Source organism: Pseudomonas sp. AFG_SD02_1510_Pfu_092 (genome assembly GCF_003331055.1).
Classification (GTDB): Bacteria; Pseudomonadota; Gammaproteobacteria; order Pseudomonadales; family Pseudomonadaceae; genus Aquipseudomonas.
Map to the genome: position 1 here is coordinate 1 of NZ_PUQD01000002.1, position 24,796 is coordinate 24,796.

Annotated in this window: 27 protein-coding genes; 11 read left to right on the forward strand and 16 right to left on the reverse strand. The window is 64.0% G+C overall.

Going from position 1 to position 24,796, the window contains the following annotated elements; translation table 11 throughout:
* Positions 1 to 149: 149 nt before the first annotated feature.
* Both lptG and lptF read right to left on the reverse strand, forming a co-directional pair.
* The gene (gene lptG, locus C6A77_RS01230; RefSeq protein WP_114167682.1) at positions 150 to 1,211 is read right to left on the reverse strand and encodes an LPS export ABC transporter permease LptG; all 1,062 of its coding nucleotides are present in this window, start codon (positions 1,209 to 1,211) and stop codon (positions 150 to 152) included.
* Complete coding sequence (lptF, locus tag C6A77_RS01235; RefSeq protein ID WP_114167683.1) at positions 1,204 to 2,319, reverse strand: LPS export ABC transporter permease LptF; 1,116 nt, start codon at positions 2,317 to 2,319, stop codon at positions 1,204 to 1,206. Before lptF ends, lptG begins: the two co-directional genes overlap by 8 nt.
* 301 nt (positions 2,320 to 2,620) lie before the next feature.
* Here lptF and C6A77_RS01245 point away from each other — a divergent pair, with 301 nt between their 5' ends.
* From C6A77_RS01245 to rlmF, 5 genes are all read left to right on the forward strand, one after another.
* On the forward strand, positions 2,621 to 4,114 hold the full coding sequence (locus tag C6A77_RS01245) for a leucyl aminopeptidase (RefSeq protein WP_114167685.1): 1,494 nt from the start codon (positions 2,621 to 2,623) through the stop codon (positions 4,112 to 4,114).
* Positions 4,115 to 4,163: 49 nt separating this feature from the next.
* Complete coding sequence (locus C6A77_RS01250) at positions 4,164 to 4,595, forward strand: DNA polymerase III subunit chi (RefSeq protein ID WP_114167686.1); 432 nt, start codon at positions 4,164 to 4,166, stop codon at positions 4,593 to 4,595.
* A gap of 5 nt (positions 4,596 to 4,600) precedes the next feature.
* Positions 4,601 to 4,954 carry a DNA polymerase III subunit chi gene (locus tag C6A77_RS01255; protein WP_114167687.1) on the forward strand — a complete coding sequence of 118 codons (354 nt, stop codon included), beginning with the start codon at positions 4,601 to 4,603 and terminating at the stop codon, positions 4,952 to 4,954.
* Positions 4,955 to 5,163: 209 nt separating this feature from the next.
* Positions 5,164 to 8,010, forward strand: coding sequence for a valine--tRNA ligase (locus C6A77_RS01260; RefSeq protein ID WP_114167688.1), 2,847 nt, complete (start codon positions 5,164 to 5,166; stop codon positions 8,008 to 8,010).
* 178 nt (positions 8,011 to 8,188) lie between these two features.
* Positions 8,189 to 9,142 (forward strand): 23S rRNA (adenine(1618)-N(6))-methyltransferase RlmF, encoded by a 954-nt coding sequence (rlmF, locus tag C6A77_RS01265; protein ID WP_114167689.1) that lies wholly within the window; start codon positions 8,189 to 8,191, stop codon positions 9,140 to 9,142.
* A 50-nt stretch (positions 9,143 to 9,192) separates the two neighbouring features.
* Here rlmF and C6A77_RS01270 read toward each other — a convergent pair whose 3' ends face one another.
* Positions 9,193 to 9,474, reverse strand: a complete 282-nt coding sequence (locus C6A77_RS01270) for an HU family DNA-binding protein (RefSeq protein WP_003255106.1) — start codon at positions 9,472 to 9,474, stop codon at positions 9,193 to 9,195.
* A gap of 370 nt (positions 9,475 to 9,844) precedes the next feature.
* On the opposite strand from C6A77_RS01270, the gene yejK reads away from it, so the two are divergent.
* The gene (yejK, locus tag C6A77_RS01275) at positions 9,845 to 10,852 is read left to right on the forward strand and encodes a nucleoid-associated protein YejK (protein ID WP_114167690.1); all 1,008 of its coding nucleotides are present in this window, start codon (positions 9,845 to 9,847) and stop codon (positions 10,850 to 10,852) included.
* 122 nt (positions 10,853 to 10,974) lie between these two features.
* Here the strand turns inward: yejK and C6A77_RS01280 are convergent, their stop codons facing one another.
* From C6A77_RS01280 to C6A77_RS01340, 13 genes are all read right to left on the reverse strand, one after another.
* The gene (locus tag C6A77_RS01280; protein ID WP_114167691.1) at positions 10,975 to 11,271 is read right to left on the reverse strand and encodes a GIY-YIG nuclease family protein; all 297 of its coding nucleotides are present in this window, start codon (positions 11,269 to 11,271) and stop codon (positions 10,975 to 10,977) included.
* Entirely contained in the window at positions 11,264 to 11,740 is a 477-nt protein-coding gene (locus tag C6A77_RS01285; RefSeq protein ID WP_114167692.1) for a nuclear transport factor 2 family protein, read from the reverse strand. The genes C6A77_RS01280 and C6A77_RS01285 overlap by 8 nt, the downstream gene beginning before the upstream one ends.
* A 177-nt stretch (positions 11,741 to 11,917) precedes the next feature.
* Complete coding sequence (locus tag C6A77_RS01290; protein WP_114167832.1) at positions 11,918 to 13,198, reverse strand: CynX/NimT family MFS transporter; 1,281 nt, start codon at positions 13,196 to 13,198, stop codon at positions 11,918 to 11,920.
* 25 nt (positions 13,199 to 13,223) lie between these two features.
* Positions 13,224 to 14,270, reverse strand: coding sequence for a histidinol-phosphate transaminase (gene hisC / locus C6A77_RS01295; RefSeq protein WP_114167693.1), 1,047 nt, complete (start codon positions 14,268 to 14,270; stop codon positions 13,224 to 13,226).
* A gap of 2 nt (positions 14,271 to 14,272) precedes the next feature.
* Positions 14,273 to 15,598 (reverse strand): histidinol dehydrogenase, encoded by a 1,326-nt coding sequence (hisD, locus tag C6A77_RS01300; protein ID WP_114167694.1) that lies wholly within the window; start codon positions 15,596 to 15,598, stop codon positions 14,273 to 14,275.
* Between the two features lie 134 nt (positions 15,599 to 15,732).
* Complete coding sequence (gene hisG, locus C6A77_RS01305) at positions 15,733 to 16,368, reverse strand: ATP phosphoribosyltransferase (protein WP_003257924.1); 636 nt, start codon at positions 16,366 to 16,368, stop codon at positions 15,733 to 15,735.
* Positions 16,369 to 16,476: 108 nt separating this feature from the next.
* Complete coding sequence (gene murA, locus C6A77_RS01310; protein ID WP_114167695.1) at positions 16,477 to 17,742, reverse strand: UDP-N-acetylglucosamine 1-carboxyvinyltransferase; 1,266 nt, start codon at positions 17,740 to 17,742, stop codon at positions 16,477 to 16,479.
* Between the two features lie 23 nt (positions 17,743 to 17,765).
* Complete coding sequence (locus C6A77_RS01315) at positions 17,766 to 18,005, reverse strand: BolA family protein (protein WP_003255121.1); 240 nt, start codon at positions 18,003 to 18,005, stop codon at positions 17,766 to 17,768.
* Positions 18,006 to 18,122: 117 nt separating this feature from the next.
* Positions 18,123 to 18,425 carry an STAS domain-containing protein gene (locus C6A77_RS01320; RefSeq protein WP_114167696.1) on the reverse strand — a complete coding sequence of 101 codons (303 nt, stop codon included), beginning with the start codon at positions 18,423 to 18,425 and terminating at the stop codon, positions 18,123 to 18,125.
* Positions 18,422 to 19,069, reverse strand: a complete 648-nt coding sequence (locus C6A77_RS01325) for an ABC transporter substrate-binding protein (protein ID WP_114167697.1) — start codon at positions 19,067 to 19,069, stop codon at positions 18,422 to 18,424. The genes C6A77_RS01320 and C6A77_RS01325 overlap by 4 nt, the downstream gene beginning before the upstream one ends.
* Positions 19,070 to 19,078: 9 nt before the next feature.
* Positions 19,079 to 19,564, reverse strand: coding sequence for an outer membrane lipid asymmetry maintenance protein MlaD (mlaD, locus tag C6A77_RS01330; protein ID WP_016485045.1), 486 nt, complete (start codon positions 19,562 to 19,564; stop codon positions 19,079 to 19,081).
* Entirely contained in the window at positions 19,564 to 20,361 is a 798-nt protein-coding gene (mlaE, locus tag C6A77_RS01335; RefSeq protein WP_114167698.1) for a lipid asymmetry maintenance ABC transporter permease subunit MlaE, read from the reverse strand. Before mlaE ends, mlaD begins: the two co-directional genes overlap by 1 nt.
* Positions 20,361 to 21,170: an ATP-binding cassette domain-containing protein gene (locus tag C6A77_RS01340; protein WP_012270662.1), complete on the reverse strand. Its 810-nt coding sequence runs from the start codon at positions 21,168 to 21,170 to the stop codon at positions 20,361 to 20,363. The genes mlaE and C6A77_RS01340 overlap by 1 nt, the downstream gene beginning before the upstream one ends.
* Before the next feature lie 248 nt (positions 21,171 to 21,418).
* On the opposite strand from C6A77_RS01340, the gene C6A77_RS01345 reads away from it, so the two are divergent.
* From C6A77_RS01345 to lptB, 5 genes are read left to right on the forward strand one after another with little or no spacing between them, the layout of a single operon-like run.
* On the forward strand, positions 21,419 to 22,393 hold the full coding sequence (locus tag C6A77_RS01345; RefSeq protein WP_114167699.1) for a KpsF/GutQ family sugar-phosphate isomerase: 975 nt from the start codon (positions 21,419 to 21,421) through the stop codon (positions 22,391 to 22,393).
* A 12-nt stretch (positions 22,394 to 22,405) separates the two neighbouring features.
* Complete coding sequence (locus C6A77_RS01350) at positions 22,406 to 22,930, forward strand: HAD family hydrolase (RefSeq protein ID WP_112250784.1); 525 nt, start codon at positions 22,406 to 22,408, stop codon at positions 22,928 to 22,930.
* A gap of 8 nt (positions 22,931 to 22,938) precedes the next feature.
* Entirely contained in the window at positions 22,939 to 23,511 is a 573-nt protein-coding gene (lptC, locus tag C6A77_RS01355; RefSeq protein ID WP_003257918.1) for an LPS export ABC transporter periplasmic protein LptC, read from the forward strand.
* Complete coding sequence (gene lptA, locus C6A77_RS01360; RefSeq protein ID WP_112250782.1) at positions 23,498 to 24,022, forward strand: lipopolysaccharide transport periplasmic protein LptA; 525 nt, start codon at positions 23,498 to 23,500, stop codon at positions 24,020 to 24,022. Before lptC ends, lptA begins: the two co-directional genes overlap by 14 nt.
* On the forward strand, positions 24,023 to 24,748 hold the full coding sequence (lptB, locus tag C6A77_RS01365) for an LPS export ABC transporter ATP-binding protein (protein ID WP_003255132.1): 726 nt from the start codon (positions 24,023 to 24,025) through the stop codon (positions 24,746 to 24,748).
* Positions 24,749 to 24,796: the final 48 nt, after the last annotated feature.

Here is a 24,796-nt window from a genome sequence, read left to right on the forward strand (position 1 = left end):
GGTGGGCGGGCCCCCCCCCCCCCCCCCCCCCCCCCCCGCCCGGGCCCCCTGTTTTTACGTTGGGGGGGGGGCCACCCCCGCGAAGAAGGCAACACGAATGCCAGCAAAAAGCCGACCCTGAGGTCGGCTTTTTTGTACCGCTCAGGCCATCAACCGGCCCGGCGCAACAACCACACCCCCGCCAGCGCACAGATGCCCGCCGGAATCACCACCGCCAGCAGCGGCGGGAAGCCGAACACCTGGCTCGACGGCCCCAGCAGGTCCTGGGCGATGCGGAACACGAAGCCCACCAGCACACCGGTGAACACGCGCTGGCCGAGCGTCACCGAACGCAGCGGGCCGAAGATGAAGGAAATCGCCATCAGCACCAGCGCTGCAGTCACCAGCGGCTGCAGCACCTTGGTCCAGAACGCCAGCCAGTAGCGGGCATTGTTCAGGCCCTGGTCGGACAGGTAATGGATGTAGTCCCACAGCCCGGTGATCGACAGCGACTCCGGCGCCAGTATCACGGTATTGAGCAGTTGCGGCGTGAGCGATACGTCCCAGCGCTCCTGCGGCGCGCTCACCACTTCGGTGTGGTCACCCCGGAAGAAGGTGGTGCGCACATCGGCGAGCAGCCAGTGGTCAGCCTGGTACTGCGCACGGCGCGCGAAACTCGAGGTGATGATCTTGCGCTCGCTGTCGAACCGGTAGCGGGTCACCCCCAGCAGCAAGCCGTTGGGCTGCACGGCGTTGATGTGCACGTATTCCTCGCCCTGGCGGTGCCACATGCCACGCTTGGAGCTTTGTGCCTCACCGCCGCCCTGGGCCAGGGAACGGTCGGCCTGGGCCTTGTTCTCGGTCACCGGCGCCACGTACTCGCCGATCAGCAGACCGACCAGCATCAGCAACAGCATCGGTTTCATCACCGCCCAGACGATGCGGCCGATGGAAACCCCGGCAGCGCGCATGATGGTCAGCTCGCTGCTGCTGGCCAGGGCACCCAGGCCGATCAGGCAGCCGATCAGGGCGGCCATCGGCAGCATTTCGTAAAGCCGCCGCGGTGCTGTCAGCAGGACGAAGTTGCCCGCCTCCATCACCGTGTAGGTATCGCTCAGGTCGCTCATCTCGTCGATGAAGGCGAACAGCGAAGCCAGGCCGAGGATGATCCCCAGCACGGCAAGAATGGCCAGCAGCACGCTCTGGCCGATGTAGCGGTCGAGCTTAGCCACGGGCCACCTCCGCACGACGGGCGGCGCGCTTGAGGCGCAGCGGCTCCCAGTACATCAGGCCCAGGCCGATCAGCAGGAACAGGCCGTGGACCCACCACATGCCCAGGGCGATCGGCAATTTGCCCTTCTCGAGGGCGCCGCGTACGGAAATCAGCATTGTCAGGTAGGCCATGTACAGAAGAATCGCCGGCAGCAACTTGAGGAAGCGGCCCTGGCGCGGGTTGACCCGCGACAGTGGCACCGCCAGCAAGGTAACGATGAACACCAGGATCGGCAACGACAGCCGCCATTGCAGCTCGGCGCGCTCGCGCAGGCCCTTCTTGCCGATCAGTTCGGAGGTAGGAATGGCTTCGCGCTCGGTCACTTCCTCGCTGACTTCCGGCTTGGGCAGCAGCACGCCGTAGGTATCGTACTTGATGGCACGGTAGTCGGCCTGGCCCGGGTTGCCGTCGTAGCGGTAGCCGTTTTCCAGCACCAGGTAGCGGTTGCCGTCGGCCTGGATTTCCTGGTGGCCTTTTTCGGCGACCAGCACCGACGGGGCGCGGTCCTTGGTCTTGTCCTGGTTGAAGCGCTTCTCGGAGATGAACACCCCGGCCAGGTTGATGCGGTCGTCCGAGAGTTGTTCGGTGTAGGTCACCCGCGAGCCGTCGCGCAAGGTCTGGAAACGACCCGGTACCAGGGTGTCGAACTCGGTCAGGGCATCCTGCTGGCTGATGATCTGCTGCACCTGGGCCACGCCCAGCGGCGCCAGGCTCAGGCTCAGCCAGGCCACCAGCAGGGCGACCAGGGCGGCCGGCGCCATGGTCAGGCCCAGCAGGCGCTGCTGGCTCATGCCGGTGGCCGAGAGCACGGTCATCTCGCTTTCCAGGTACAGACGCCCGTACGCCAGGAGGATGCCGAGGAACAGCCCCAACGGCAGGATCAGCTGCAGGAAGCCCGGCATGCGGAAGCCCATGATCAGGAACAGCACGCTCGGGTCGAGCACACCCTGGGCAGCCTGGGCCAGGTACTTGATGAAGCGCCCACTCATGATGATCACCAGCAGCACGGCGCTGACGGCGCTCAAGGTCACCAGGACCTCGCGGGACAGATAACGAAAGACGATCAAACCAGACACTCCTGGGTTGTCAGGGCGGACTGCCAAGCAATGGCGCCAGACAATGACTTAGTACATCCAAGACCAATGCCGGTTCGCCAAAGGCGAACCTCCATGTAAAGTGCGCGCATTATCCTGTGATTGACCGCCCCTGTCACTTCGCCGCGCATGAAGGCGCATGACGGGGTTGTCAGCACGCTTGCCGCAGGCTCAAACTGGCAGCTTTTCCGCTGGCACGCGACGACGCGGCCAGGCCCGTCCAGAGCGCTGGAACATACAGCGCCGACTGCATCGATCATTCGGGGATCCTGACATGGAACTGGTTGTAAAAAGCGTAGCTGCTGCATCCGTAAAAACCGCCACCCTGGTCCTCCCGGTAGGTGAAAACCGCAAGCTCGGTAGCCTGGCAAAGGCCGTCGACCAGGCCAGCGAAGGTGCCATCAGTGCCGTGCTCAAGCGTGGTGACCTGGCCGGCAAGCCGGGCCAGACCTTGCTGCTGCAGAACCTCCCTGGCCTGAAGGCCGAGCGCGTGCTGCTGGTCGGCAGCGGCAAGGACGAGGCCCTGGGCGACCGCGCCTGGCGCAAACTGGTCGGCAGTATCGCCGGCGTGCTCAAAGGCTTGAACGGCAGCGACGCAGTGCTGGCGCTGGACGACATCGCGGTGAGCAACCGCGACGCCTACTACGGCAAATACCGCCTGCTGGCCGAAACCCTGCTCGACGGCGAATACGTGTTCGACCGCTTCAAGAGCCAGAAGGCCGAACCGCGCGCCCTGAAGAAAATCACCCTGCTGGCCGAAAAGGCCGGCCAGGCCGAAGTGGAACGCGCCGTCAAGCACGCCAGCGCGATCGCCACCGGCATGGCCTTCACCCGTGACCTGGGCAACCTGCCGCCCAACCTGTGCCACCCGAGCTTCCTCGCCGAGCAGGCCAGGGACCTGGGCAAGGCGCACAAGGCGCTGAAGGTCGAAGTGCTGGACGAGAAGAAGATCAAGGACCTGGGCATGGGCGCGTTCTACGCCGTGGGCCAGGGCAGCGACCAGCCGCCACGCCTGATCGTGCTCAACTACCAGGGCGGCAAGAAGGCCGACAAGCCGTTCGTGCTGGTGGGCAAGGGCATCACCTTCGACACCGGCGGCATCAGCCTCAAGCCTGGCGCCGGCATGGACGAAATGAAATACGACATGTGCGGCGCTGCCAGCGTGCTCGGCACCCTGCGTGCAGTGCTCGAGCTGCAGCTGCCGGTCAACCTGGTGTGCCTGCTGGCCTGCGCCGAGAACATGCCAAGCGGCGGCGCCACCCGCCCGGGTGACATCGTCACCACCATGAGCGGGCAGACCGTCGAAATTCTCAACACCGACGCCGAAGGCCGCCTGGTGCTGTGCGACACCCTGACCTACGCCGAGCGCTTCAAGCCGCAGGCCGTCATCGACATCGCCACCCTGACCGGGGCCTGCATCGTCGCCCTGGGCAGCCACACCACCGGCCTGATGGGCAACAACGACGATTTGGTCGGGCAACTGCTCGACGCCGGCAAGCGTGCCGACGACCGTGCCTGGCAGCTGCCGCTGTTCGATGAATACCAGGAGCAACTGGACAGCCCGTTCGCCGACATGGGCAACATCGGCGGGCCGAAGGCCGGCACCATCACCGCCGGCTGCTTCCTGTCGCGCTTCGCCAAAGCCTACGACTGGGCGCACATGGACATCGCCGGCACCGCCTGGGTCAGCGGCGGCAAGGACAAGGGCGCCACTGGCCGCCCGGTGCCCCTGCTGACCCAGTACCTGCTGGACCGCGCTGGCGCCTGATGCCGTGAAGCCGGTGGCGCCCCGCGCGCCATCGGCTGGCGAGACCACCATGAGCAAAGTCGATTTCTACATCCTGCCCACCGACTCGCTGTCGGCGCGGCTCGATTTCGCCTGCAAGCTGTGCGAAAAGGCCTGGCGCCTCGGCCACCGGGTCTACCTGCATTGCCAGGACGCCGAGCAGCGCAGCGAGCTGGACCAACGCCTGTGGCGCTTCAAGGGCGAGGCTTTCGTGCCCCACGACCTGGCCGAAGCACACGCTGAGGCCAGCGTGGCGCTAGGCCTGGGCGAAGACAGCGCAGGCGCTCACCACGGCCTGTTGATCAACCTCGGCGCTGGCGTACCCGGCTTTGTCGGCCAGTTCGAGCGCGTGGCGGAAATCGTCGTGGAAGAGCCTGGCAGCCGCCAATCGGCCCGGGAACGATTCCGTTTCTACCGTGAACAGGGCTATGCTCTGCAAGACCACCGCTTACAGCGACTTTGACGACGATGGACAAACCTTCCCCCCTGCCCGACTCCGCCCATCTGCTCGACGACCTCGAGTCGATCCGCCAGTTGCTTGGCGACGCCGACCTGCAACCGCCGCTGCTGACCGAGACGGTGGAGCAGATCCCGTTGCTGCTGGAAGCAACGCCCGACAACTCTGCACCTGTGGCCGAACCGTCCGTGGACGACCCGCAGACCCGGCGCCAGGACACCCTGCTGCACCTGGAAAGCGAGCTGCGCGCGGCGGCGCAGATGATCATGCAGGACGTGATCAACGACTTCACTCCGCACATCGAGAACGAGATCAAGCGCCGGCTGGATGCGCGGATCGAGCGGTTGATCAAGCGTTCCGAGTAAAACCGAAATTCGGCGGTGCCTTCTTCGCGGGTAAACCCGCTCCCACAGGACCGGCGCAAGTCTCAAAGCTTGCGCAGCTCCTGTGGGAGCGGGTTCACCCGCGAATAGGCCGCCCCTGCCTGCCAGATAGCAGCAGCTTGTCGCCTGCGGCCCCCAGCTTGGTTATACTTCCCGGCTTTCCCGAATAAATGCACAGGGTCCCGCCGCGCATGGATAAGACCTACCAGCCGCACGCCATCGAAACTTCCTGGTACAACACCTGGGAGTCAGAGAACTATTTCGCTCCACAAGGTGCAGGCGAGTCCTACACCATCATGATCCCGCCACCGAACGTGACGGGCAGCCTGCACATGGGCCACGGGTTCAACAACGCGATCATGGACGCCCTGATCCGTTTCCGCCGCATGCAAGGCCGCGACACCCTGTGGCAGCCAGGCACCGACCACGCCGGTATCGCCACCCAGATGCTGGTCGAGCGCCAGCTCGAAGCCAAGGGCCAGAACCGCCACGACCTGGGCCGCGAAAAGTTCCTGGAAAAGGTCTGGGAATGGAAGGACCAGTCGGGCGGCAACATCAGCCGCCAGATCCGCCGCCTGGGCTCGTCGGTCGACTGGAGCCGCGAGCGCTTCACCATGGACGACGGCCTGTCCGAAGCGGTCAAGGAAGCCTTCGTGCGCCTGCACGAAGATGGCCTGATCTACCGCGGCAAGCGCCTGGTCAACTGGGACACCAAGCTGCACACGGCCATCTCCGACCTCGAAGTGGAAAACCACGACGAGAAAGGCCACCTGTGGAACCTGCGCTACCCGCTGGCCGACGGCGCCAAGACCGCTGAAGGCAAGGATTACCTGGTGGTCGCCACCACCCGTCCGGAAACCCTGCTGGGTGACGCCGCCGTGGCCGTCAACCCGAACGACGAGCGCTACCAGGCACTGATCGGCAAGTTCGTCGAACTGCCGCTGGTCGGCCGCCGCATTCCGATCATCGCCGACGACTACTGCGACCCCGAGTTCGGTACCGGCTGCGTGAAGATCACCCCGGCTCACGACTTCAATGACTACGAAGTCGGCAAGCGCCACAACCTGCCGCTGCTGAACATCTTCGACAAGAACGCCTTCGTGCTCGCCAGCGCCCAGGCCTTCAACCTCGATGGCAGCGTCAACGAGCAGGTCGATACCCGCCTGCCGGCCCAGTACGCCAACCTCGACCGCTTCGTCGCACGCAAGCAGATCGTCGCCGACCTGGACGCCCAGGGCCTGCTGGTCAGCATCGACGACCACGCCCTGAAAGTGCCGAAAGGCGACCGTTCGGGCACCGTCATCGAGCCGTGGCTGACCGACCAGTGGTACGTCTCCACCAAGCCGCTGGCAGAACCGGCCATCGCCGCCGTCGAAGACGGCCGCATCCAGTTCGTGCCCAAGCAGTACGAGAACATGTACTTCTCCTGGATGCGCGATATCCAGGACTGGTGCATCAGCCGCCAGCTGTGGTGGGGCCACCGCATTCCGGCGTGGTACGACGAGGCCGGCCAGGTCTATGTCGGCCGCAACGAGGAAGAAGTGCGCGCCAAACACAACCTGGGCGCCGATGTAGCGCTGCGCCAGGACGACGATGTGCTCGACACCTGGTTCAGTTCCGGGCTGTGGACCTTCTCCACCCTGGGCTGGCCGGAACAGACCGAATTCCTCAAGAAATTCCACTCCACCGATGTGCTGGTGACCGGCTTCGACATCATCTTCTTCTGGGTTGCGCGCATGATCATGCTGACCATGCACCTGATCAAGAACGAGGACGGCACCCCGCAGGTACCGTTCAAGACCGTGTACGTCCACGGCCTGGTGCGTGACGGCCAGGGCCAGAAGATGTCCAAGTCCAAGGGCAACGTGCTGGACCCGCTGGACATCGTCGACGGCATCACCCTCGACGCCCTGCTGGAAAAACGCACCAGCGGCATGATGCAGCCGAAGCTCGCCGAGAAGATCGCCAAGCAGACCAAGGCCGAGTTCCCCGAAGGTATCGCCAGCTACGGCACCGACGCCCTGCGCTTCACCTTCTGCTCGCTGGCCTCCACCGGCCGCGACATCAAGTTCGACATGGGCCGCGTCGAAGGCTACCGCAACTTCTGCAACAAGATCTGGAACGCCGCCCGCTACGTGCTGGACAAGGGCGAAGACTGCGGCCAGAACGGCGAAGCCGTCGAGCTGTCGCTGGCCGACCGCTGGATCATCTCGCAGCTGCAGCGTACCGAAGCCGAAGTGACCCGCCAGCTGGAGCAGTTCCGCTTCGACCTGGCCAGCCAGGCGCTGTACGAGTTCATCTGGAACCAGTACTGCGACTGGTACCTGGAGCTGTCCAAGCCGGTGCTGTGGGATGAGAACGCGCCGATCGAGCGCGCTCGTGGCACCCGCCGCACCCTGGTTCGCGTGCTGGAAGTGGCGCTGCGCCTGGCGCACCCGTTCATGCCGTTCATCACCGAGGAAATCTGGCAGCGCATCGCACCGCTGGCTGGCATCCACGGCAAGACCATCATGCTGCAGCCATGGCCGGTGGCCAATGAAAGCCGCATCGACCCGGCCGCCGAAGGTGACATCGAGTGGCTCAAGGAGCTGATGGTCGGCCTGCGCAACATCCGCGCCGAGATGAACATCGGCCCGGGCAAGCCACTGCCGCTGTTCCTGAGGAACGCCAACGCCGACGACCAGCGCCGCCTGCAGGAAAACGAAGCGCTGCTGAAGAAGCTGGCCAAGGTCGAGTCGTTCACGGTACTGGGCGACGCCGACCAAGCGCCGCTGTCGGCCACCGCCCTGGTCGGTGACCTGCAGGTGCTGGTGCCGATGGCCGGGCTGATCGACAAGGATGCCGAGCTGGCGCGCCTGAACAAGGAAATCCAGCGTCTGCAGGGCGAAGTGGCACGCGTGGGCGGCAAGCTGTCCAACGCCGCCTTCGTCGACAAGGCACCGCCTGCGGTGATCGAGAAGGAACGCGCCAAGCTGGCCGAGTCCGAACAGGCGCTGGCCAACTTCACCGAGCAGCATGCGCGGATTGCAGCGCTGTAATCACTAGAGAGACCGTTGGGGCCGCTGTGCGGCCCTTTCGCGACACAAGGCCGCTCCCACAGGACGGCGCCAACCTCGAAGGCGCTACCATCCTGTGGGAGCGGCCTTGTGTCGCGAAAGGGCTGCGCAGCAGCCCCAGGTTCTTCAAGCCACCGCTCGTATAGGGCTGGACACTGCCATGACCTCGAACAAACCCACCCTGCACCCGCGCAACCGCCACCAGGGCCGCTACGACTTCCCCAGCCTGATCAAGGCCCACCCTGACCTGGCGCGCTTCACCATCACCAACCCCCACGGCAAACCCAGCATCGACTTCGCCAACCCCGAAGCCGTGCGCGTGTTCAACCGTGCCTTGCTCAAGGCCCAGTACGGCATCCAGCACTGGGACATCCCCGCCGACTACCTGTGCCCGCCCATCCCGGGCCGCGCCGACTACATCCACGTGGCCGCCGACCTGCTGGCCGACGACAACGCCGGCGAAATCCCCAGGGGCGCCCAGGTGCGTGCGCTGGACATCGGCGTGGGTGCCAACTGCATCTACCCGTTGCTGGGCCATAGCGACTACCGCTGGCGCTTTCTGGGTTCGGACATCGACCCGGTGGCCCTGGCTTCGGCCAAGGCCATCGTTCAGGCCAACGGCCTGGGCAAGGCCATCAGCCTGCGCCAACAGGCCAACCGCGCACACATCCTCAGCGGCCTGCTGCAGGAAGACGAACGCTTCGACCTGACCCTGTGCAACCCGCCCTTCCACGCTTCGCGCGACGAAGCCACCCGCGGCAGCCAGCGCAAGTGGAAGAACCTTGGCAAGCAGGACCCCAAGCGCAAGCTGCCGGTGCTGAACTTCGGCGGCCAGAACAATGAGCTGTGGTGCGAGGGCGGCGAAATCCGCTTTGTCAGCCAACTGGTCGGCGAAAGCGTGCAGTACGCCGAGCAGGTGTTGTGGTTCACCAGCCTGGTGTCCAAGGCCAGCAACCTGCCGGGGATCGAAGCTGCGCTGAAGAAGGCCGGCGCCAAGGCCGTGCGCATCAGCGAAATGGGCCAGGGGCAGAAGCAGAGCCGCATGGTCGCCTGGAGCTTCCATGACGATGCAGCGCGCCAGGCCTGGCACGCAGGGCGTAAATCACAGGCATGAAAAAACCGCGCCCGGGCAAGCCGGGCGCGGTCTTTTCAACGCAGCAACAATTACTTGTTGATGGCGTCGGTCAGCACTTTGGCTGGCACGAACTTGACGACTTTCTTGGCAGCGATTTCGATGGCAGCGCCAGTCGAAGGGTTACGGCCGGTACGGGCAGGACGCTCGGAGACTTTCAGTTTGCCGATGCCTGGCAGGGTGATTTCAGCGCCGTTTTCCAGCTGGTCGGCAACGATCTGGCCCAGTTGCTCCAGAGCGTTTTTGGCGGTGGCTTTTGGCGCGGCGATCGATTCGGCGATGTCGGCAATCAGTTGGTCTTTGGTCAATGCCATGGTGGTGTTCCTTCCCTATCAAATTCGATGGTTAAGCAGCGGACTACGACGTTATCGGGCCAGCCCCTGAACATGGAGGGCCGCGCCAATCGCGTATGTAGATACGCAAATCGGCGTTTGGTTCGACACGCCGACAGCACGCTGCCAGCAATGCGCCACATGCTGGGCGCAAGACCGCGCAAAGCTACCACAGGAACGGATAAATATCCGCTGCGCACTGCGATTTAATGCAGGTTTTTCGGGGGTTTCAGCCTGAAACGCGGAAATTTGCACAAAAAACGAACAACCGCCATTTCTGCCAACATCCGGCCACTGCACCACCTTGTGTCTAGGGTAAACTGCACGACTTTTGCAGCTCGCCGAGAATTCCATGCCAATCCGTCATTGCATCGTTCACCTGATCGACAAAAAGCCCGATGGCAGCCCCGCCGTGCTGCATGCCCGCGATTCGGAACTGGCGGCCTCGGACGCCATCGAGAACCTGCTGGCCGACCTCAATGACAGCTACAACGCCAAGCAAGGCAAGGCCTGGGGCTTTTTCCACGGTGAGTCTGGCGCCTACCCGCTGAGCGGCTGGCTGAAGCAGTATCTGGACCAAGAAAAGGACTTCACCGCATTCAGCCGCATGGCCGTCGAGCACCTGCAGAAGTTGATGGAAGAGTCCAACCTGTCCACCGGCGGCCACGTCCTGTTTGCCCACTACCAGCAAGGCATGACCGAGTACCTGGCGATCGCCCTGCTGCACCACAGCGAAGGTGTGGCGGTGAATGCCGAACTCGATGTGACCCCTTCACGCCACCTGGACCTGGGCCAGCTGCACCTGGCGGCACGCATCAACCTCTCGGAGTGGAAAAACAACCAGAACTCCAAGCAGTACATTTCGTTCATCAAAGGCAAGAACGGCAAGAAGGTCTCGGACTACTTCCGCGACTTCATCGGCTGCCAGGAAGGTGTCGACGGCCCGGGCGAAACCCGCACGCTGCTCAAGGCCTTCAGCGACTTCGTCGAGAGCGAAGACCTGCCGGAAGAATCCGCCCGGGAAAAGACCCAGACCCTGGTCGAATATGCCACCACCCAGACCAAGCTGGGCGAGCCGGTAACCCTCGAAGAGCTGTCCAGCCTGATCGACGAGGACCGCCCCAAGGCGTTCTACGATCACATCCGCAACAAGGACTACGGCCTGTCACCGGAAATCCCTGCGGACAAGCGCACCCTCAACCAGTTCCGGCGCTTTACCGGGCGTGCCGAAGGGCTGTCGATCAGCTTTGAAGCGCATCTGCTGGGCGACAAAGTCGAGTATGACGAGGCAGCGGGGACCTTGATCATCAAGGGGCTGCCAACCACCTTGGTGGATCAGTTGAAGCGGCGCAAGGACTGATGGCCCCGGGGCTGCTGGGCAGCCCATCGCCGGCAAGCCAGCTCCCACATCGACCGCATAGACCTCAGGCCTGTGCAGCACCTGTGGGAGCTGGCTTGCCGGCGATGGGGCGCGAAGCGGCCCTAATTGGCAGCCGTTACTGCGCCATAGGAAGCAACCAACGCCTCCTTGGCCGACTTGCGCAAGCGCTTGACCAACCGCTCCTGGCGCAACGCCTCGCCCTTGTCCGGCCATTGCTCCACATACACCAGCGCCTGCGCCGGGCTGGTCTTGAAGTAACGCGCGCCCTGCCCTTTCTGATGCGCCAGAAAGCGCCGCTGCGGATCATCGCTGATACCGCAGTACAACGAACCATTGGCCGCCCTCACCAGATAGACATACCAAGCTTTGCTGGCGGCGTTATCGACAATCTCACTCACCTTGGGCCTGCTGGAACATGCGCAGGCCCTTGAACGCCTGCCCGCGCACCTTGTTCTGCAGCAGCGGCGACCAGCCCAGCAGCACACCAGGCACACCCAGCGCCTGCCGCGACCAGCGCCACAAGTCGAAGTGGTCATCGTGCTGGCAGATCAAACCATCGCGGATCACGAACCGCGCCTGGATATCGTTGACCACGGTGCGCCCGGTCTGGCTGAACAGGTAGGTTGCCACCCAGTGCGCCCCGCCACTGCGCTCATCGGCGCGGATGTTGTCGAAGGTCAGGGTGAAATTTTTCGCCCGGGTGGTGAGCATCCGCCACATGTCGCCCGCGTCCTGGCCGCGCAGGGTGCCGAACACCGGGTCGCTGAACACGATATCGTCGCTGTAGCAGGCGATCATCGCCTCGGCATCCAGGCGCTGGAAGGCCTGGTAGAAGCGGGTGATCAGGTCGCGGTTGGCATCGCTCATGGGGCTGGTCCGTGCTGGGTCGAAAGCAGCACGATAATCTGCGCGGAGGGCTTACGCCAGTGCCGGCCTCTTCGCGGGTGAACCCGCTCCCACAGGGATCGCACACATCTTGAACGCTGTGCTGTACCTGTGGGAGCGGGTTCACCCGCGAAGAGGCCGGCACTGCCAATATCAGCTTCAGACTTTTTCGCTACTCACCTGCACATGCAAAGCCCGCCCGGCCCCCAGCCCGAACACGATGGCGCCAACCCCCAGCACGGCAAAAATCCAGCCCACTGCCGCCCAGCCCCCGGTAAGGTCATGCACCAACCCCACCGCAAACGGCCCCATCGAGGCCAGCGTATAACCGACCCCCTGGGCCATGCTCGACAGGTTGGCCGCCACATGGGCGTCCTTCGAACGCAGCACGATCAGCGTCAGCGCCAGGGCAAAGGTGCCTCCCTGCCCCAGGCCCAGCACCACCGCCCAGCCCCACAGCCCGGAAAGCGGCGCATACAGGCAACCGAACAGGCCAGCCAGGGTGATCAGCATGACCAGCACGATCGCCAGGCGCTGGTCCTTGCCGCGAGTCGCCAGCCAGGGTGCGCTGAGCGAGCTGACCAGTTGCACGATCACCGACCCCGAAAGCACCAGCCCCGCCTCGGTCGGGCTCAGGCCGCGGCCGATCAGGATCGACGGCAACCAGCCGAAAACGATGTAGGCCAGCGACGACTGCAGCCCCATGTACAAGGTCACCTGCCAGGCCAACGGATCACGCCACAGGCCGCGCACGCGGTAGGCCACCTTGTGCAAGCCATGCCCCTGGCCTGCCTGGGGCAGCCAGACCAGCATGGCCAGCAGCGCCGGCACGGCCCAGAAACCCAGCCCCAGCGCCCAGCTGCCGTCGAAATGCTGCGCCAGCGGCACGGTGGCCCCCGCCGCCATGGCCGCACCCAAGCACAGCGCCATGGTGTAGACCCCGGTCAGCGTACCGGCGTGCTGCGGGAAGTCGCGCTTGACGATACCGGGCAACAGCACGCCGATGATGCCGATGCTGGCCCCGGCCACCAGGCTGCCGAGGAATACGCCGACGGTACCCAGGGTACTGCGCACCACGATGCCCAACGCCAAGGTGACGAGGATGCCGAGAATCACCCGTTCGCTGCCGAAGCGCCGCGCCAGCACCGGCGCCAACGGCGCGAAAAGGCCCAGGCACAGTACCGGCAAGGTGGTCAGCAAGCCGGCTTGCGAGGCGCTCAGCCCCAGCCCTGCGGACACCTGGCCCAGCACCGGCGCCATGCTCGACAGCGCCGGGCGCAGGTTCAATGCCACCAGCACCAGCCCGAGCAGCAGCAGCCAGGGCCTGCGCAGCAGCACAGGCTGCTGCTGGACCTGCTCGTCGTCAGCTTCGGCGTCGATCAGCAATTCATCGAGATCGCGCTCGTTCGTCGGGGTATTGCGGGTGATGGATTCAGCCATGGCCTTCTCGGCAAGCACGGTGATGTCAGCTCAACGCATCGAGCAGCGCCTGGTTCATCTCTGGCGTGCCGATGGTGATGCGCAGGAACTGGGCAATGCGTGGCTGCTTGAAGTGGCGCACGATCACGCCCTGCTCACGCAGGCGCGCCGCCAGCTCGCCGGCATCCTGCTGCGGGTGACGGGCGAAGATGAAGTTGGCCGCCGACGGCAGCACCTCGAAGCCCTTGGCCCGCAGTTGCGTAACCAGCAGCTCGCGGCTGTCGATCACTTTCCGGCAGGTTTCCTCGAAGTACTCGCGGTCCTCGAACGCCACGGCTGCGCCGACGATCGCGGCACGGTCCAGCGGATAAGAGTTGAAGCTGTTCTTGATCCGCTCCAGCGCCTCGATCAGGTCCGGGTGGCCTACCGCCAGGCCGACCCGCAGCCCGGCCAGCGAGCGCGACTTCGACAAGGTCTGGGTGACCAGCAGGTTGTCGTAGCGGTCCACCAGGCTGATGGCCGTTTCACCACCAAAGTCGATGTACGCTTCATCGACCACCACCACCGAATCCCGGTTGGCCTGCAGCAGCTGCTCCACCGCCTGCAGCGGCATCAGGCAGCCGGTCGGTGCGTTGGGGTTGGGGAAGATGATGCCGGCGTTCGGCTTGTTGTAGTCCTCGATGCGGATCTGGAACTGCTCGTCCAGCGCCACTTGTTCGAAGGCGATACCGTACAGGCCGCAGTAGACCGGGTAGAAGCTGTAACTGATGTCCGGGAACAACAGCGGTGCTTCGTGCTGGAACAGGCCGTGGAAGATGTGCGCCAGCACCTCGTCCGAGCCGTTGCCGACGAACACTTGCGCCGGGGTCACGCCGTAGTATTCGGCCACGGCTTGCTTCAAGCGGTCACCGTTCGGGTCCGGGTACAGGCGCAGGTTGTCGTTCAGCTCGCCGCGCATGGCCGCCAGCGCCTTGGGCGACGGGCCATAGGGGTTCTCGTTGGTGTTGAGCTTGACCAGCCGGGCCAGCTTGGGCTGCTCGCCCGGCACATAGGGCACCAGGTCCTTGACGAAGGGGCTCCAGAAGCGACTCATGTTCAGTTCCCCTTCTCTTGGGTCAGGATACGGTATTCAGCACTGCGGGCGTGGGCGGTCAGCGATTCGCCACGGGCCAGGACCGAGGCGGTGTGGCCCAGTTCCGACGCGCCCTGCTCGGAGCAGAAGATGATCGACGAACGCTTCTGGAAGTCATACACCCCCAGCGGCGACGAGAAACGTGCGGTGCCGGAGGTGGGCAGCACGTGGTTGGGGCCGGCGCAGTAGTCGCCCAGCGCTTCGCTGGTGTGGCGGCCCATGAAGATCGCGCCGGCGTGGCGGATGTGCGGCAGCCAGGCCTGCGGGTCGGCCACCGACAGTTCCAGGTGCTCCGGTGCGATGCGGTTGGCCACTTCCATGGCCTGCTGCATGTCACGTACCTGAATCAGCGCACCACGGCCATTGATCGATTTTTCGATGATCGCGGCACGCTCCATGGTCAGCAGCAGCTTGTCGATGCTGGCGGCAACCTGGTCGAGGAACGCGGCATCCGGGCTGACCAGGATCGCCTGGGCGTCTTCATCGTGCTCGGCCTGGGAGAACAGGTCCATGGCGATCCAGTCCGGGTCGGTCTGGCCGTCGCACACCACGAGGATTTCCGACGGGCCGGCGATCATGTCGATGCCCACCTGGCCGAACACGTGGCGCTTGGCGGTGGCGACGTAGATGTTGCCCGGGCCGACGATCTTGTCGACCTGCGGCACGCTTTCGGTACCGTAGGCCAGGGCAGCAACGGCCTGGGCGCCACCGACGGTGAACACGCGGTCGACACCGGCGATGCAGGCAGCGGCCAGCACCAGCTCGTTGACCTCGCCGCGCGGGGTCGGTACCACCATGACCACTTCGGTCACGCCGGCCACCTTGGCCGGAATCGCGTTCATCAGCACCGAAGACGGGTACGACGCCTTGCCGCCCGGCACATACAGCCCGGCGCGGTCCAGTGGGGTGACCTTCTGCCCGAGCACGGTGCCGTCGGCTTCGGTGTACTGCCAGGAATCCTGTTTCTGCCGCTCGTGATACATGCGCACACGGTTGGCGGCCTTTTCCAGGGCTTCGCGCTGGGCCGGGGTAATGCGGGTCAGGGCCAGTTCCAGGCGCTCGCGACCAAGGATCAGCTGGTCGATCGACTGGGCATCCACGCCATCGAAACGCTGGGTGAATTCCACCAGTGCCGCATCGCCGCGCTCGCGCACGGCCTTGATGATGTCGAGCACCCGCTGGTTGACCGCGTCATCGGACACACTTTCCCAGCTCAGCAGATGATCCAGATGTCGGGCGAAATCCGGATCAGCAGCGTTGAGACGGGCAATTGCAGTGGACACGGTCATGGCGAGGGCCTCGATGATTGGCGAATGCTCAGGCGCCCTAGGCTACCAGTCCATCCGCGCGGGCACCCGAGAAAAATGGCTATGACGCGGATAGACGGGCGCGACAGCGAAGGTCGCGCACAGGAGGTAGTGAGTCAGCCGCGGTGTCGCGATTCGACCGCTCCGCGCAGCGTGTCGATCAGGCTCTGGATACGGGCGTGCTGCATTTTCATGGAGGCCTTGTTGACCACCAGGCGCGAGCTGATCGTGGCGATCAGTTCCTGGGGTTCCAGGCCGTTGGCGCGCAGGGTATTGCCGGTGTCGACCACGTCGATGATCTTGTCGGCAAGGTTGATCAGTGGCGCCAGCTCCATCGAACCGTACAGCTTGATGATGTCGACCTGGCGGCCCTGTTCGGCGTAGTAGCGCTTGGCCACGTTGACGAACTTGGTAGCCACGCGCAGGCGGCCCTTGGGCTCGGGTGCGCCGACCACGCCAGCGGTCATCAGCTTGCAGCGGGCAATCTGCAGGTCCAGCGGCTCGTACAGGCCCTGGCCGCCGTACTCCATCAGCACGTCCTTGCCAGCCACACCGAGGTCGGCGGCACCATGCTCGACATAGGTCGGCACATCGGTGGCGCGCACGATCAAGAGGCGCACATCGTCCTGCGTGGTGGGGATGATCAGCTTGCGGCTCTTGTCCGGGTTCTCGGTCGGCACGATACCGGCCTCGGCCAGCAACGGCAGGGTATCGTCGAGAATACGGCCTTTGGAAAGCGCGATGGTCAACATTGGAACGTCGGTCCTTAAGCGGCTACTGCCGGCCGGGCGCTGGGCCCGACCGCATTCAATTCGGCGTCACATCCTGCAGCAGAGCCACAGGATGCGCCAGGCAGACGATTAGCCCGGTACGCGACGGATCTTCGCGCCCAGCATCTGCAGTTTTTCTTCGATGCACTCGTATCCACGGTCGATGTGGTAGATGCGATCGATCAGGGTATCGCCTTCGGCAACCAGCGCCGACAGCACCAGGCTGGCGGAAGCGCGCAGGTCGGTGGCCATTACCGGGGCACCCTTGAGCGCCTTAACGCCAGTGACGATGGCGGTGTTGCCTTCGACCTGGATCTGCGCGCCCATGCGGTGCATTTCGTAGACATGCATGAAGCGGTTCTCGAAGATCGTCTCGATCACCGCACCGGTGCCTTCGGCAATGGCGTTGAGCGAGATGAACTGCGCCTGCATGTCGGTCGGGAACGCCGGGTACGGGGCGGTACGCAGGTTGACGGCCTTGGGCCGCTTGCCGTGCATGTCCAGCTCGATCCAGTCTTCGCCGGTGTTGATGTCGGCGCCGGCTTCCTTGAGCTTTTCCAGTACCGCTTCAAGGATGGTCGGGTCGGTGTCCTTGACCTTGACGCGGCCACCGGTCACGGCAGCGGCAACCAGGTAGGTACCGGTCTCGATACGGTCTGGCATCACCCGGTAGCTGGCCGAAGCCAGGCGCTCGACGCCATCGATGACGATGGTGTCGGTACCGGCACCTTGCACCTTGCCGCCCATGGCGTTGATGAAGTTGGCCAGGTCGACCACTTCCGGCTCGCGCGCGGCGTTCTGCAGCACGCTGCGGCCCTTGGCCAGGGCTGCGGCCATCATGATGTTCTCGGTACCGGTCACGCTCACGGTGTCGAAGAAGAAGTGCGCACCGCGCAGGCCACCCTCAGGCGCCTTGGCCTTGATGTAGCCGGCTTCGACTTCGATCTTCGCGCCCATGGCCTCGAGGCCACGGATGTGCAGGTCGACCGGACGCGAGCCGATCGCGCAACCGCCAGGCAGGGCCACTTCGGCCTCGCCGAAGCGGGCGACCATCGGGCCCAGCACCAGGATCGAGGCGCGCATGGTCTTGACCAGCTCGTAAGGCGCGACCAGGGTCTTGATGGTGCGCGGGTCGATTTCCACCGCCAGCTTTTCGTCGATCACCGGCTCGATGCCCATGCGACCGAACAGCTCGATCATGGTGGTGATGTCGTGCAGGTGCGGCAGGTTGCCCACGGTGACCGGGCCGTCGGCCAGCAGGGTCGCCGCCAGAATCGGCAGGGCTGCGTTCTTCGCGCCCGAAATGCGGATCTCGCCATCAAGACGAGCGCCGCCAGTAATAATCAGTTTGTCCATTGGAATCTCGCCGCCACGTTGGCTCAGGTGCGCTCAGCCCAGGCTGCGCTGCTGAAAAATTTCATGGTTACCGCATGGATGCTGCCATTGGCGATCCACGGATTCAGGTGAGCATAGATCGCCTGCTGGCGTTTGACCGGGCTCAGGCCAGCCAACTCGTCGCTGATCACGTTCAACTGAAAGTTGCAGCCTTCGCCTTCAACTTCGACCCGGGAACCCGGCAATTTCTCTTCAAGGAAGCTTTTAACTTCTACGGCCTGCATGCTCAACCTCAATCGGCGCCCGATGCGCACGGGTCGGCCATCATACAAAAAAGCCCCTCGCCTGCGAAGCCCAACGAAGGCTTCGCTGACCGAGGGGCCATCATCCGTGTCGGGCCATCAGGTCGCCAGTACTTCGTCGAGGTCGTAGACCTCGGCAATTTCCCGCATGTCGTCGGGCATGCTGCGCACCTGGCAAGCCTTGCCAGCGGCCTGGGCATCGCGCATGAAGCCCAGCAGCAACGACAGGCCGACACTGGTGGAGTGCTGCACAGCCGAGCAGTCGAGCACCAGTTGCGCCTCGCGGCACGCCGCGATCAGCGCCTTGCCCTGCTTGCGCAGGAGCGGCCCGCTGCGGTAGTCCAGCACGCCGGCCAGGCGCAGCACGCCCGGCTCGGCCATGCTTACAGCGGCCTCACTCATTTGACGGTCTTCTCAGGCGAGTTGTCGGCGGCCTGCTTGGCCTTGGCCACTTCGCCAGCCCAGCCGTCGATGGTCTTGTCCAGGTCGTTGCCATTGCGCTGCATGGCATCGGCGAACTGGTCGCGGAACAGCTTGCCGATGTTGATGCCGTTGACGATCACGTTACGCACTTTCCATTCGCCACCCAGGTTTTCCAGGGTGTACTGCACCGGGTACACGGCACCATTGTTGCCGGTGACCTTCATGCCTACGGAGGCGCGCTTGCCGTCATCGGCCTTGGCCGGGTCTACGACGATGCCCTGGTTGTTGTACTCCAGCAGCGCGTTACCGTAGAACTGGAACAGGCTGCGCTTGAAGTTTTCCTGGAAGCGCTGCATCTGCTCGGGCGTGGCCTTGCGCGAGTACTTGACGGTCATGATGCTTCTGGAAATACCGTCGGCATCGACCACCGGCGCGAGGATCCGGTCAAGGGTGTCGTAGAACGCTTGCGGGTTGGACTTGTACTGCTCCTTGTTGGCCTTGAGCTCACCCAGCAGCTCGGTGGTGGTGCTCTGCACCACGTCGTGCGGCGACTGCGCGGCCAGTGCCATCAGGGGGAAGGCCGCCAGCAGGACCAGCAGGCCACGTCGCAGGATGGAAATCATGGAAACTCCTTAATTAGCCGGTTGCGCTTCTTTCGGTTCCTTGCCAACGGAGTTGAGCAGGAACTTGCCAATCAGATCTTCCAGCACCAGTGCCGACTGGGTGTCGTGAATGGTCGCGCCATCCTTGAGCACCTGGTCCTCACCGCCCACGCTGATGCCGATGTACTTCTCGCCGAGCAACCCGGCGGTCAGGATCGAGGCAGTGGAATCGGTCGGCAGGTTGTCCACCGACTTGTCCAGCTGCAGCGTCACCCGACCGGTGTAGGAATCACGATCCAGGTCGATGGCGGTAACCTTGCCGATGGTCACACCGGCCATGGTCACTTTAGCTCTGACCGTCAAACCGGCGATATTGTCGAAGTAGGCATAAACTTTATAGGTATCGCTGCTCGGGCTGGCCGACAGGCCGCTGACACGCAGGGCCAGCAGCAGCAGCGCCAGGATCCCGGCCAGGAGGAACAGGCCGACACCGATTTCCAGGGTGCGGTTTTGCATCAGAAATCTCCAAACATCAAGGCGGTCAGAATAAAGTCCAGACCCAGCACTGCCAACGAGGCATAAACCACGGTCTTGGTGGTGGCACGGCTGATCCCCTCTGAGGTGGGCTCACAGTCGTACCCCTGGAATACGGCGATCCAGGTCGTGACGAAGGCGAATACCAGGCTCTTGATCAGCCCGTTGAGCACATCGTCGGTGAACGAAACACTGTTCTGCATGTTGGCCCAGAACGAGCCTTCGTAGACGCCCAGCCAGTCCACCGCCACCCAGGATCCACCCCAGATGCCGACCACGCTGAAGATCAGCGCCAGCAGCGGCAGCGAGATGAAACCGGCCCACAGGCGCGGGGCAACGATGTACTTGAGCGGGTCGACACCGATCATTTCCAGGCTCGACAGCTGCTCGGTGGATTTCATGTTGCCGATTTCGGCGGTCAGCGCAGAGCCGGCACGGCCGGCGAACAGCAAGGCCGTCACTACCGGGCCGAGCTCACGCAGCAGGGTCAGCGCGACCATCTGCCCCACCGCCTGCTCCGAGCCATATTTGGTCAGGATGCTGTAGCCCTGCAGCGCCAGCACCATGCCGATGAATACCCCGGACACGACGATGATCGCCAGCGACAGCACGCCCACCGAGTACAGCTGTTTGGTCAGCAGCTGGAAGCCGCCACCGATGCCACCGCGGCCGATCAGTGCATGGAACAGGAACAGGCAGGAACGCCCCAGTACCGCCAGCACATCGATCGCCGAACGACCCAGCAGGCGGACACGTTCGAGTAAGGATTTTCTGCGCATCAACGCGCCCCCAGCAGGTCGGCGCGGTAGTCAGGCGCGGGAAAGTGGAAGGGTACCGGGCCGTCCGGGTCGCCTTTCATGAACTGGCGAATCCGCGGGTTGTCCGAGCCCATCAGCTCGTCAGGCGTGCCTTGGCCCAGCACCTGGCCGTCACCGACCACGTAGATGTAGTCGGCGATGCTGGCGGTTTCTGCCAGGTCATGGGACACCACGATGCTGGTGATGCCCAGCGCATCGTTGAGCAGGCGGATCAGGCGCACCAGTACGCCCATGGCGATCGGGTCCTGGCCGACGAACGGTTCGTCGTACATCAGAATCTGCGGATCCAGCGCAATCGCCCGGGCCAGCGCCACGCGGCGCTTCATGCCACCGGACAGCTCGTCGGGCATCAGGTCGATGGCACCGCGCAGGCCCACGGCCTGCAGCTTCATCAGCACGATGTCGCGAATCATTTCATCCGACAGCTGGGTGTGCACGCGCAGCGGGAACGCGACGTTCTCGAACACATCGAGGTCGGTGAACAGTGCGCCGCTCTGGAACAGCACACCCATCTGCTTGCGGGCGTCGAACAGGTCGCTGCGCGACAGCGTCGGCAGGTTCTGCCCGGCAACCCAGACTTCACCGCTGGACGGGCGCAACTGCGCGCCCATCAGGCGGAGCAACGTGGTCTTGCCGCAACCCGATGGCCCCATGATACCGGTGACCTTGCCGCGCGGGATGCGAATGTCGACGTTGCTGAAAATGCTGCGCGACCCGCGTTTGAAGGTAACCCCCTTCAACTCGACCGCGTAGGCGCTATCCACACTCATCTAGACTCCTTGCTGGTGCAGCCTCGTCCTAATGGACGCCGGCCTCCGTCTGGAAGGCACAAGCGCCTTTGGCAGGCCGAATAGCGGCGAACTATAGCACCGCTGACAGCGCCGCCCCAAGGTCGGCTAACGAGTCGTTCAGCCCCGCGACAGACTGGCGAGAGGTTCGCCACGGCAATCGAAAGCGTGAGGGTTTCTTTCATTGCAGCTATAATCGCCGCCTTTTCATCAGGCATTGCTTTTTCGACATGAGCCAATCCAGCGAGCTGATCCAATCCGCCCAACGCACCCTGCGCCTGGAACTCGAGGCCGTAGAGGCCCTGCTGGCGCGCATCGACGACAATTTCGTCAAGGCCTGCGAGCTGATCCTGGCCAGCAAGGGCCGGGTCGTCGTGGTCGGCATGGGCAAGTCGGGGCATATCGGCAACAAGATCGCCGCGACCCTGGCCAGCACCGGCACCCCGGCGTTTTTCGTGCACCCGGCCGAAGCCAGCCATGGCGACATGGGCATGATCACCCGCGATGACGTCATCCTGGCCCTGTCGAACTCCGGCAGCACCGCAGAAATCGTCACCTTGCTGCCGCTGATCAAGCGCCTGGGCATCAAGCTGATCAGCCTGACCGGCAACCCTGACTCGCCCCTGGCCCAGGCGGCCGAGGTCAACCTCGACGCCCGTGTCGAGCAAGAAGCCTGCCCGCTGAACCTGGCACCCACCTCCTCCACCACCGCCTCGCTGGTGCTGGGCGACGCGCTGGCCATCGCCCTGCTCGAAGCGCGCGGCTTCACTGCCGAGGACTTTGCCTTCTCGCACCCCGGTGGCGCATTGGGCCGGCGCCTGCTGCTCAAGGTGGAGAACGTGATGCACGCCGGCGACGAATTGCCTCAGGTGCCCCGCGGCACGCTGCTCAAGGATGCCCTCCTTGAAATGTCCCGCAAAGGCCTGGGCATGACCGTGATCGTCGAAGCCGACGGCAAGCTGGCCGGGATCTTCACCGACGGCGACCTGCGCCGCAGCCTGGACCGCAACATCGATGTGCACACCACCCTGATCGACCAGGTGATGACCGTGCACGGCAAGACCGCCCGCGCCGAAATGCTCGCCGCGGAGGCCCTGAAGATCATGGAAGACCACAAGATCGGCGCCCTCGTGGTGGTGGACCGCGACGACCGACCGACCGGCGCGCTGAACATGCACGACCTGTTGCGCGCCGGCGTAATGTAAAGGAGCGATGGAATGAACCAGGACCTCATGCAACGCGGCAAGCACATCAAGCTGGCAGTGTTCGATGTCGACGGCGTGCTCACCGACGGGCGCCTGTACTTCCTCGAGGACGGCAGCGAGTTCAAGACCTTCAATACCCTCGACGGCCAAGGCATCAAGATGCTCATGGCGTCGGGCGTGACCACCGCGATCATCAGCGGGCGCAAGACCCCGGTGGTCGAGCGCCGGGCGAAGAACCTGGGCATCCCGCACCTGTACCAGGGCCGCGAGGACAAACTGGTGGTGCTCGACGGCCTGCTCGCCGAACTGGGCCTGAGCTATGCTCAAGTGGCCTATCTGGGCGACGACCTGCCCGACCTGCCGGTGATCCGCCGGGTTGCCCTGGGCATGGCAGTGGCCAACGCCGCGCCGTTCGTTCGCCAGCACGCCCATGGCGTGACCCAGGCACGCGGCGGCGAAGGTGCAGCCCGTGAATTCTGCGAATTGATCATGCACGCCCAGGGCACCCTGGACGCTGCCAACGCCAACTACCTGTAAGGCTGCCCATGTTCAGCAAGAAAGCCCGCAACATTGCGCTGCTCGCAGTGATCGCCGCGCTGCTGGTAGCGATCGGCTACTGGAATGTCAGCCCGGAAAGCTTCCTCGACAAGCCGGTGGCCCAGGTCGACGAAAGCGCCATCGACTACTATGCGGTCAACGCCCACAGTGTGCAGTTCCTGCCCGACGGCAAGCTGCAGTACGAAATGACCGCCGACAAGGTCGAGCACCTCAAGGCCAGTGAAATCACCCTGCTGACCACGCCGGACCTGCACCTGTACCGCGGCACCGAATACCCGTGGCATGTGCAGAGCACCCGCGCCGAGGTCAACCCGGACGGCAGCGAAGTCGAACTGATCGACAACGTACGGGTCGCCCGCACCGATGAAAAGCAGCGCGAAATGATCATTACCAGCTCACGCATGACCGTGTTCCCGCAGAAGCAATATGCGCAGACCGAGCAAGCCGTTAGAATCGACGGCGCCGGTGGCACAACTACGGGCAAAGGAATGAAAGCGTATTTGAAAGAAGGCAAGATGGACTTGCTCTCTAACGTAAGAGGACAGTATGAGGCTCGTTAAAACCCTCCCCCTTCTGCTCAGCCTGAGCGCAGCACTGGGAAGCGCGAGCGCCCTCGCCCTGCCGAACGACCGTGACCAGCCTATTCGCATCCAGGCCGACAATGCCCACCTGGACGACAAGCAGGGCGTGGCCACCTACACCGGCGATGTGATCATCACCCAGGGTTCGATGATGATCAAAGGCAACACCGTGACCATCACCCGTTCCGCCTCCGGCGATATCGACGTGGTGACCTCGGTGGGCAACCTGGCCTACTTCGAGCAGCAGCAGAGCGCAGCCAAGCCGGACAAGATGAAAGGCTGGGGCGTGACCATCCAGTATCAGGCGCAGAAAGACCTGGTGGTTCTCACCGACCGCGCCAAAGTCGAGAACGAAGGCAACACGACCGAAGGCGAGAAGATCGTCTACAACACCAAGACCCAGGTGGCAACCGCCGGTCGTGGTGGCAACGTGACTTCGCCGCGTCAGCGTATCGACATGGTGATCCAGCCCAAGAAGAAGGCCGAGTAAATGGCAACCCTCAAAGCCCAGCACCTGGCCAAGAGCTACAAGGGGCGGCAAGTCGTGCGTGACGTCAGCCTGTCGATCGACAGCGGCCAGATCGTCGGCCTGCTCGGCCCCAACGGCGCCGGCAAGACCACCTGCTTCTACATGATCGTCGGCCTGGTCCAGGCCGAACAGGGGCGCGTGCTGATCGACAACCTCGATGTCAGCCACCAGCCCATGCACGGTCGCGCCCGCGCCGGCATCGGCTACCTGCCGCAGGAAGCCTCGATCTTCCGCAAGCTGTCGGTGGCCGATAACATCATGGCCATCCTCGAGACCCGCAAGGACCTCGACCGCGACGGCCGACGCAAAGAGCTGGAAAGCCTGCTGCAGGAGTTCCACATCAGCCACATCCGCGACAACCTCGGCATGAGCCTGTCCGGCGGTGAGCGCCGCCGCGTGGAAATTGCCCGCGCGCTGGCGACCGCCCCCAAGTTCATCCTGCTGGACGAACCGTTCGCAGGTGTCGACCCGATCTCGGTCGGCGACATCAAGCAGATCATCCACCACCTCAAGGCCAAGGGCATCGGTGTACTGATCACCGACCACAACGTGCGCGAGACGCTGGATATCTGCGAAACCGCCTATATCGTCAATGATGGCCGACTGATCGCTGAAGGCGACGCCGAAACCATCCTGGCCAACGACCTGGTCAAAGAGGTTTACCTGGGCCACGAGTTCCGGCTCTGAGCCCTGCACGCGCCTGGAGCACTGAAATTCGCCCGACACCGAGGGCAA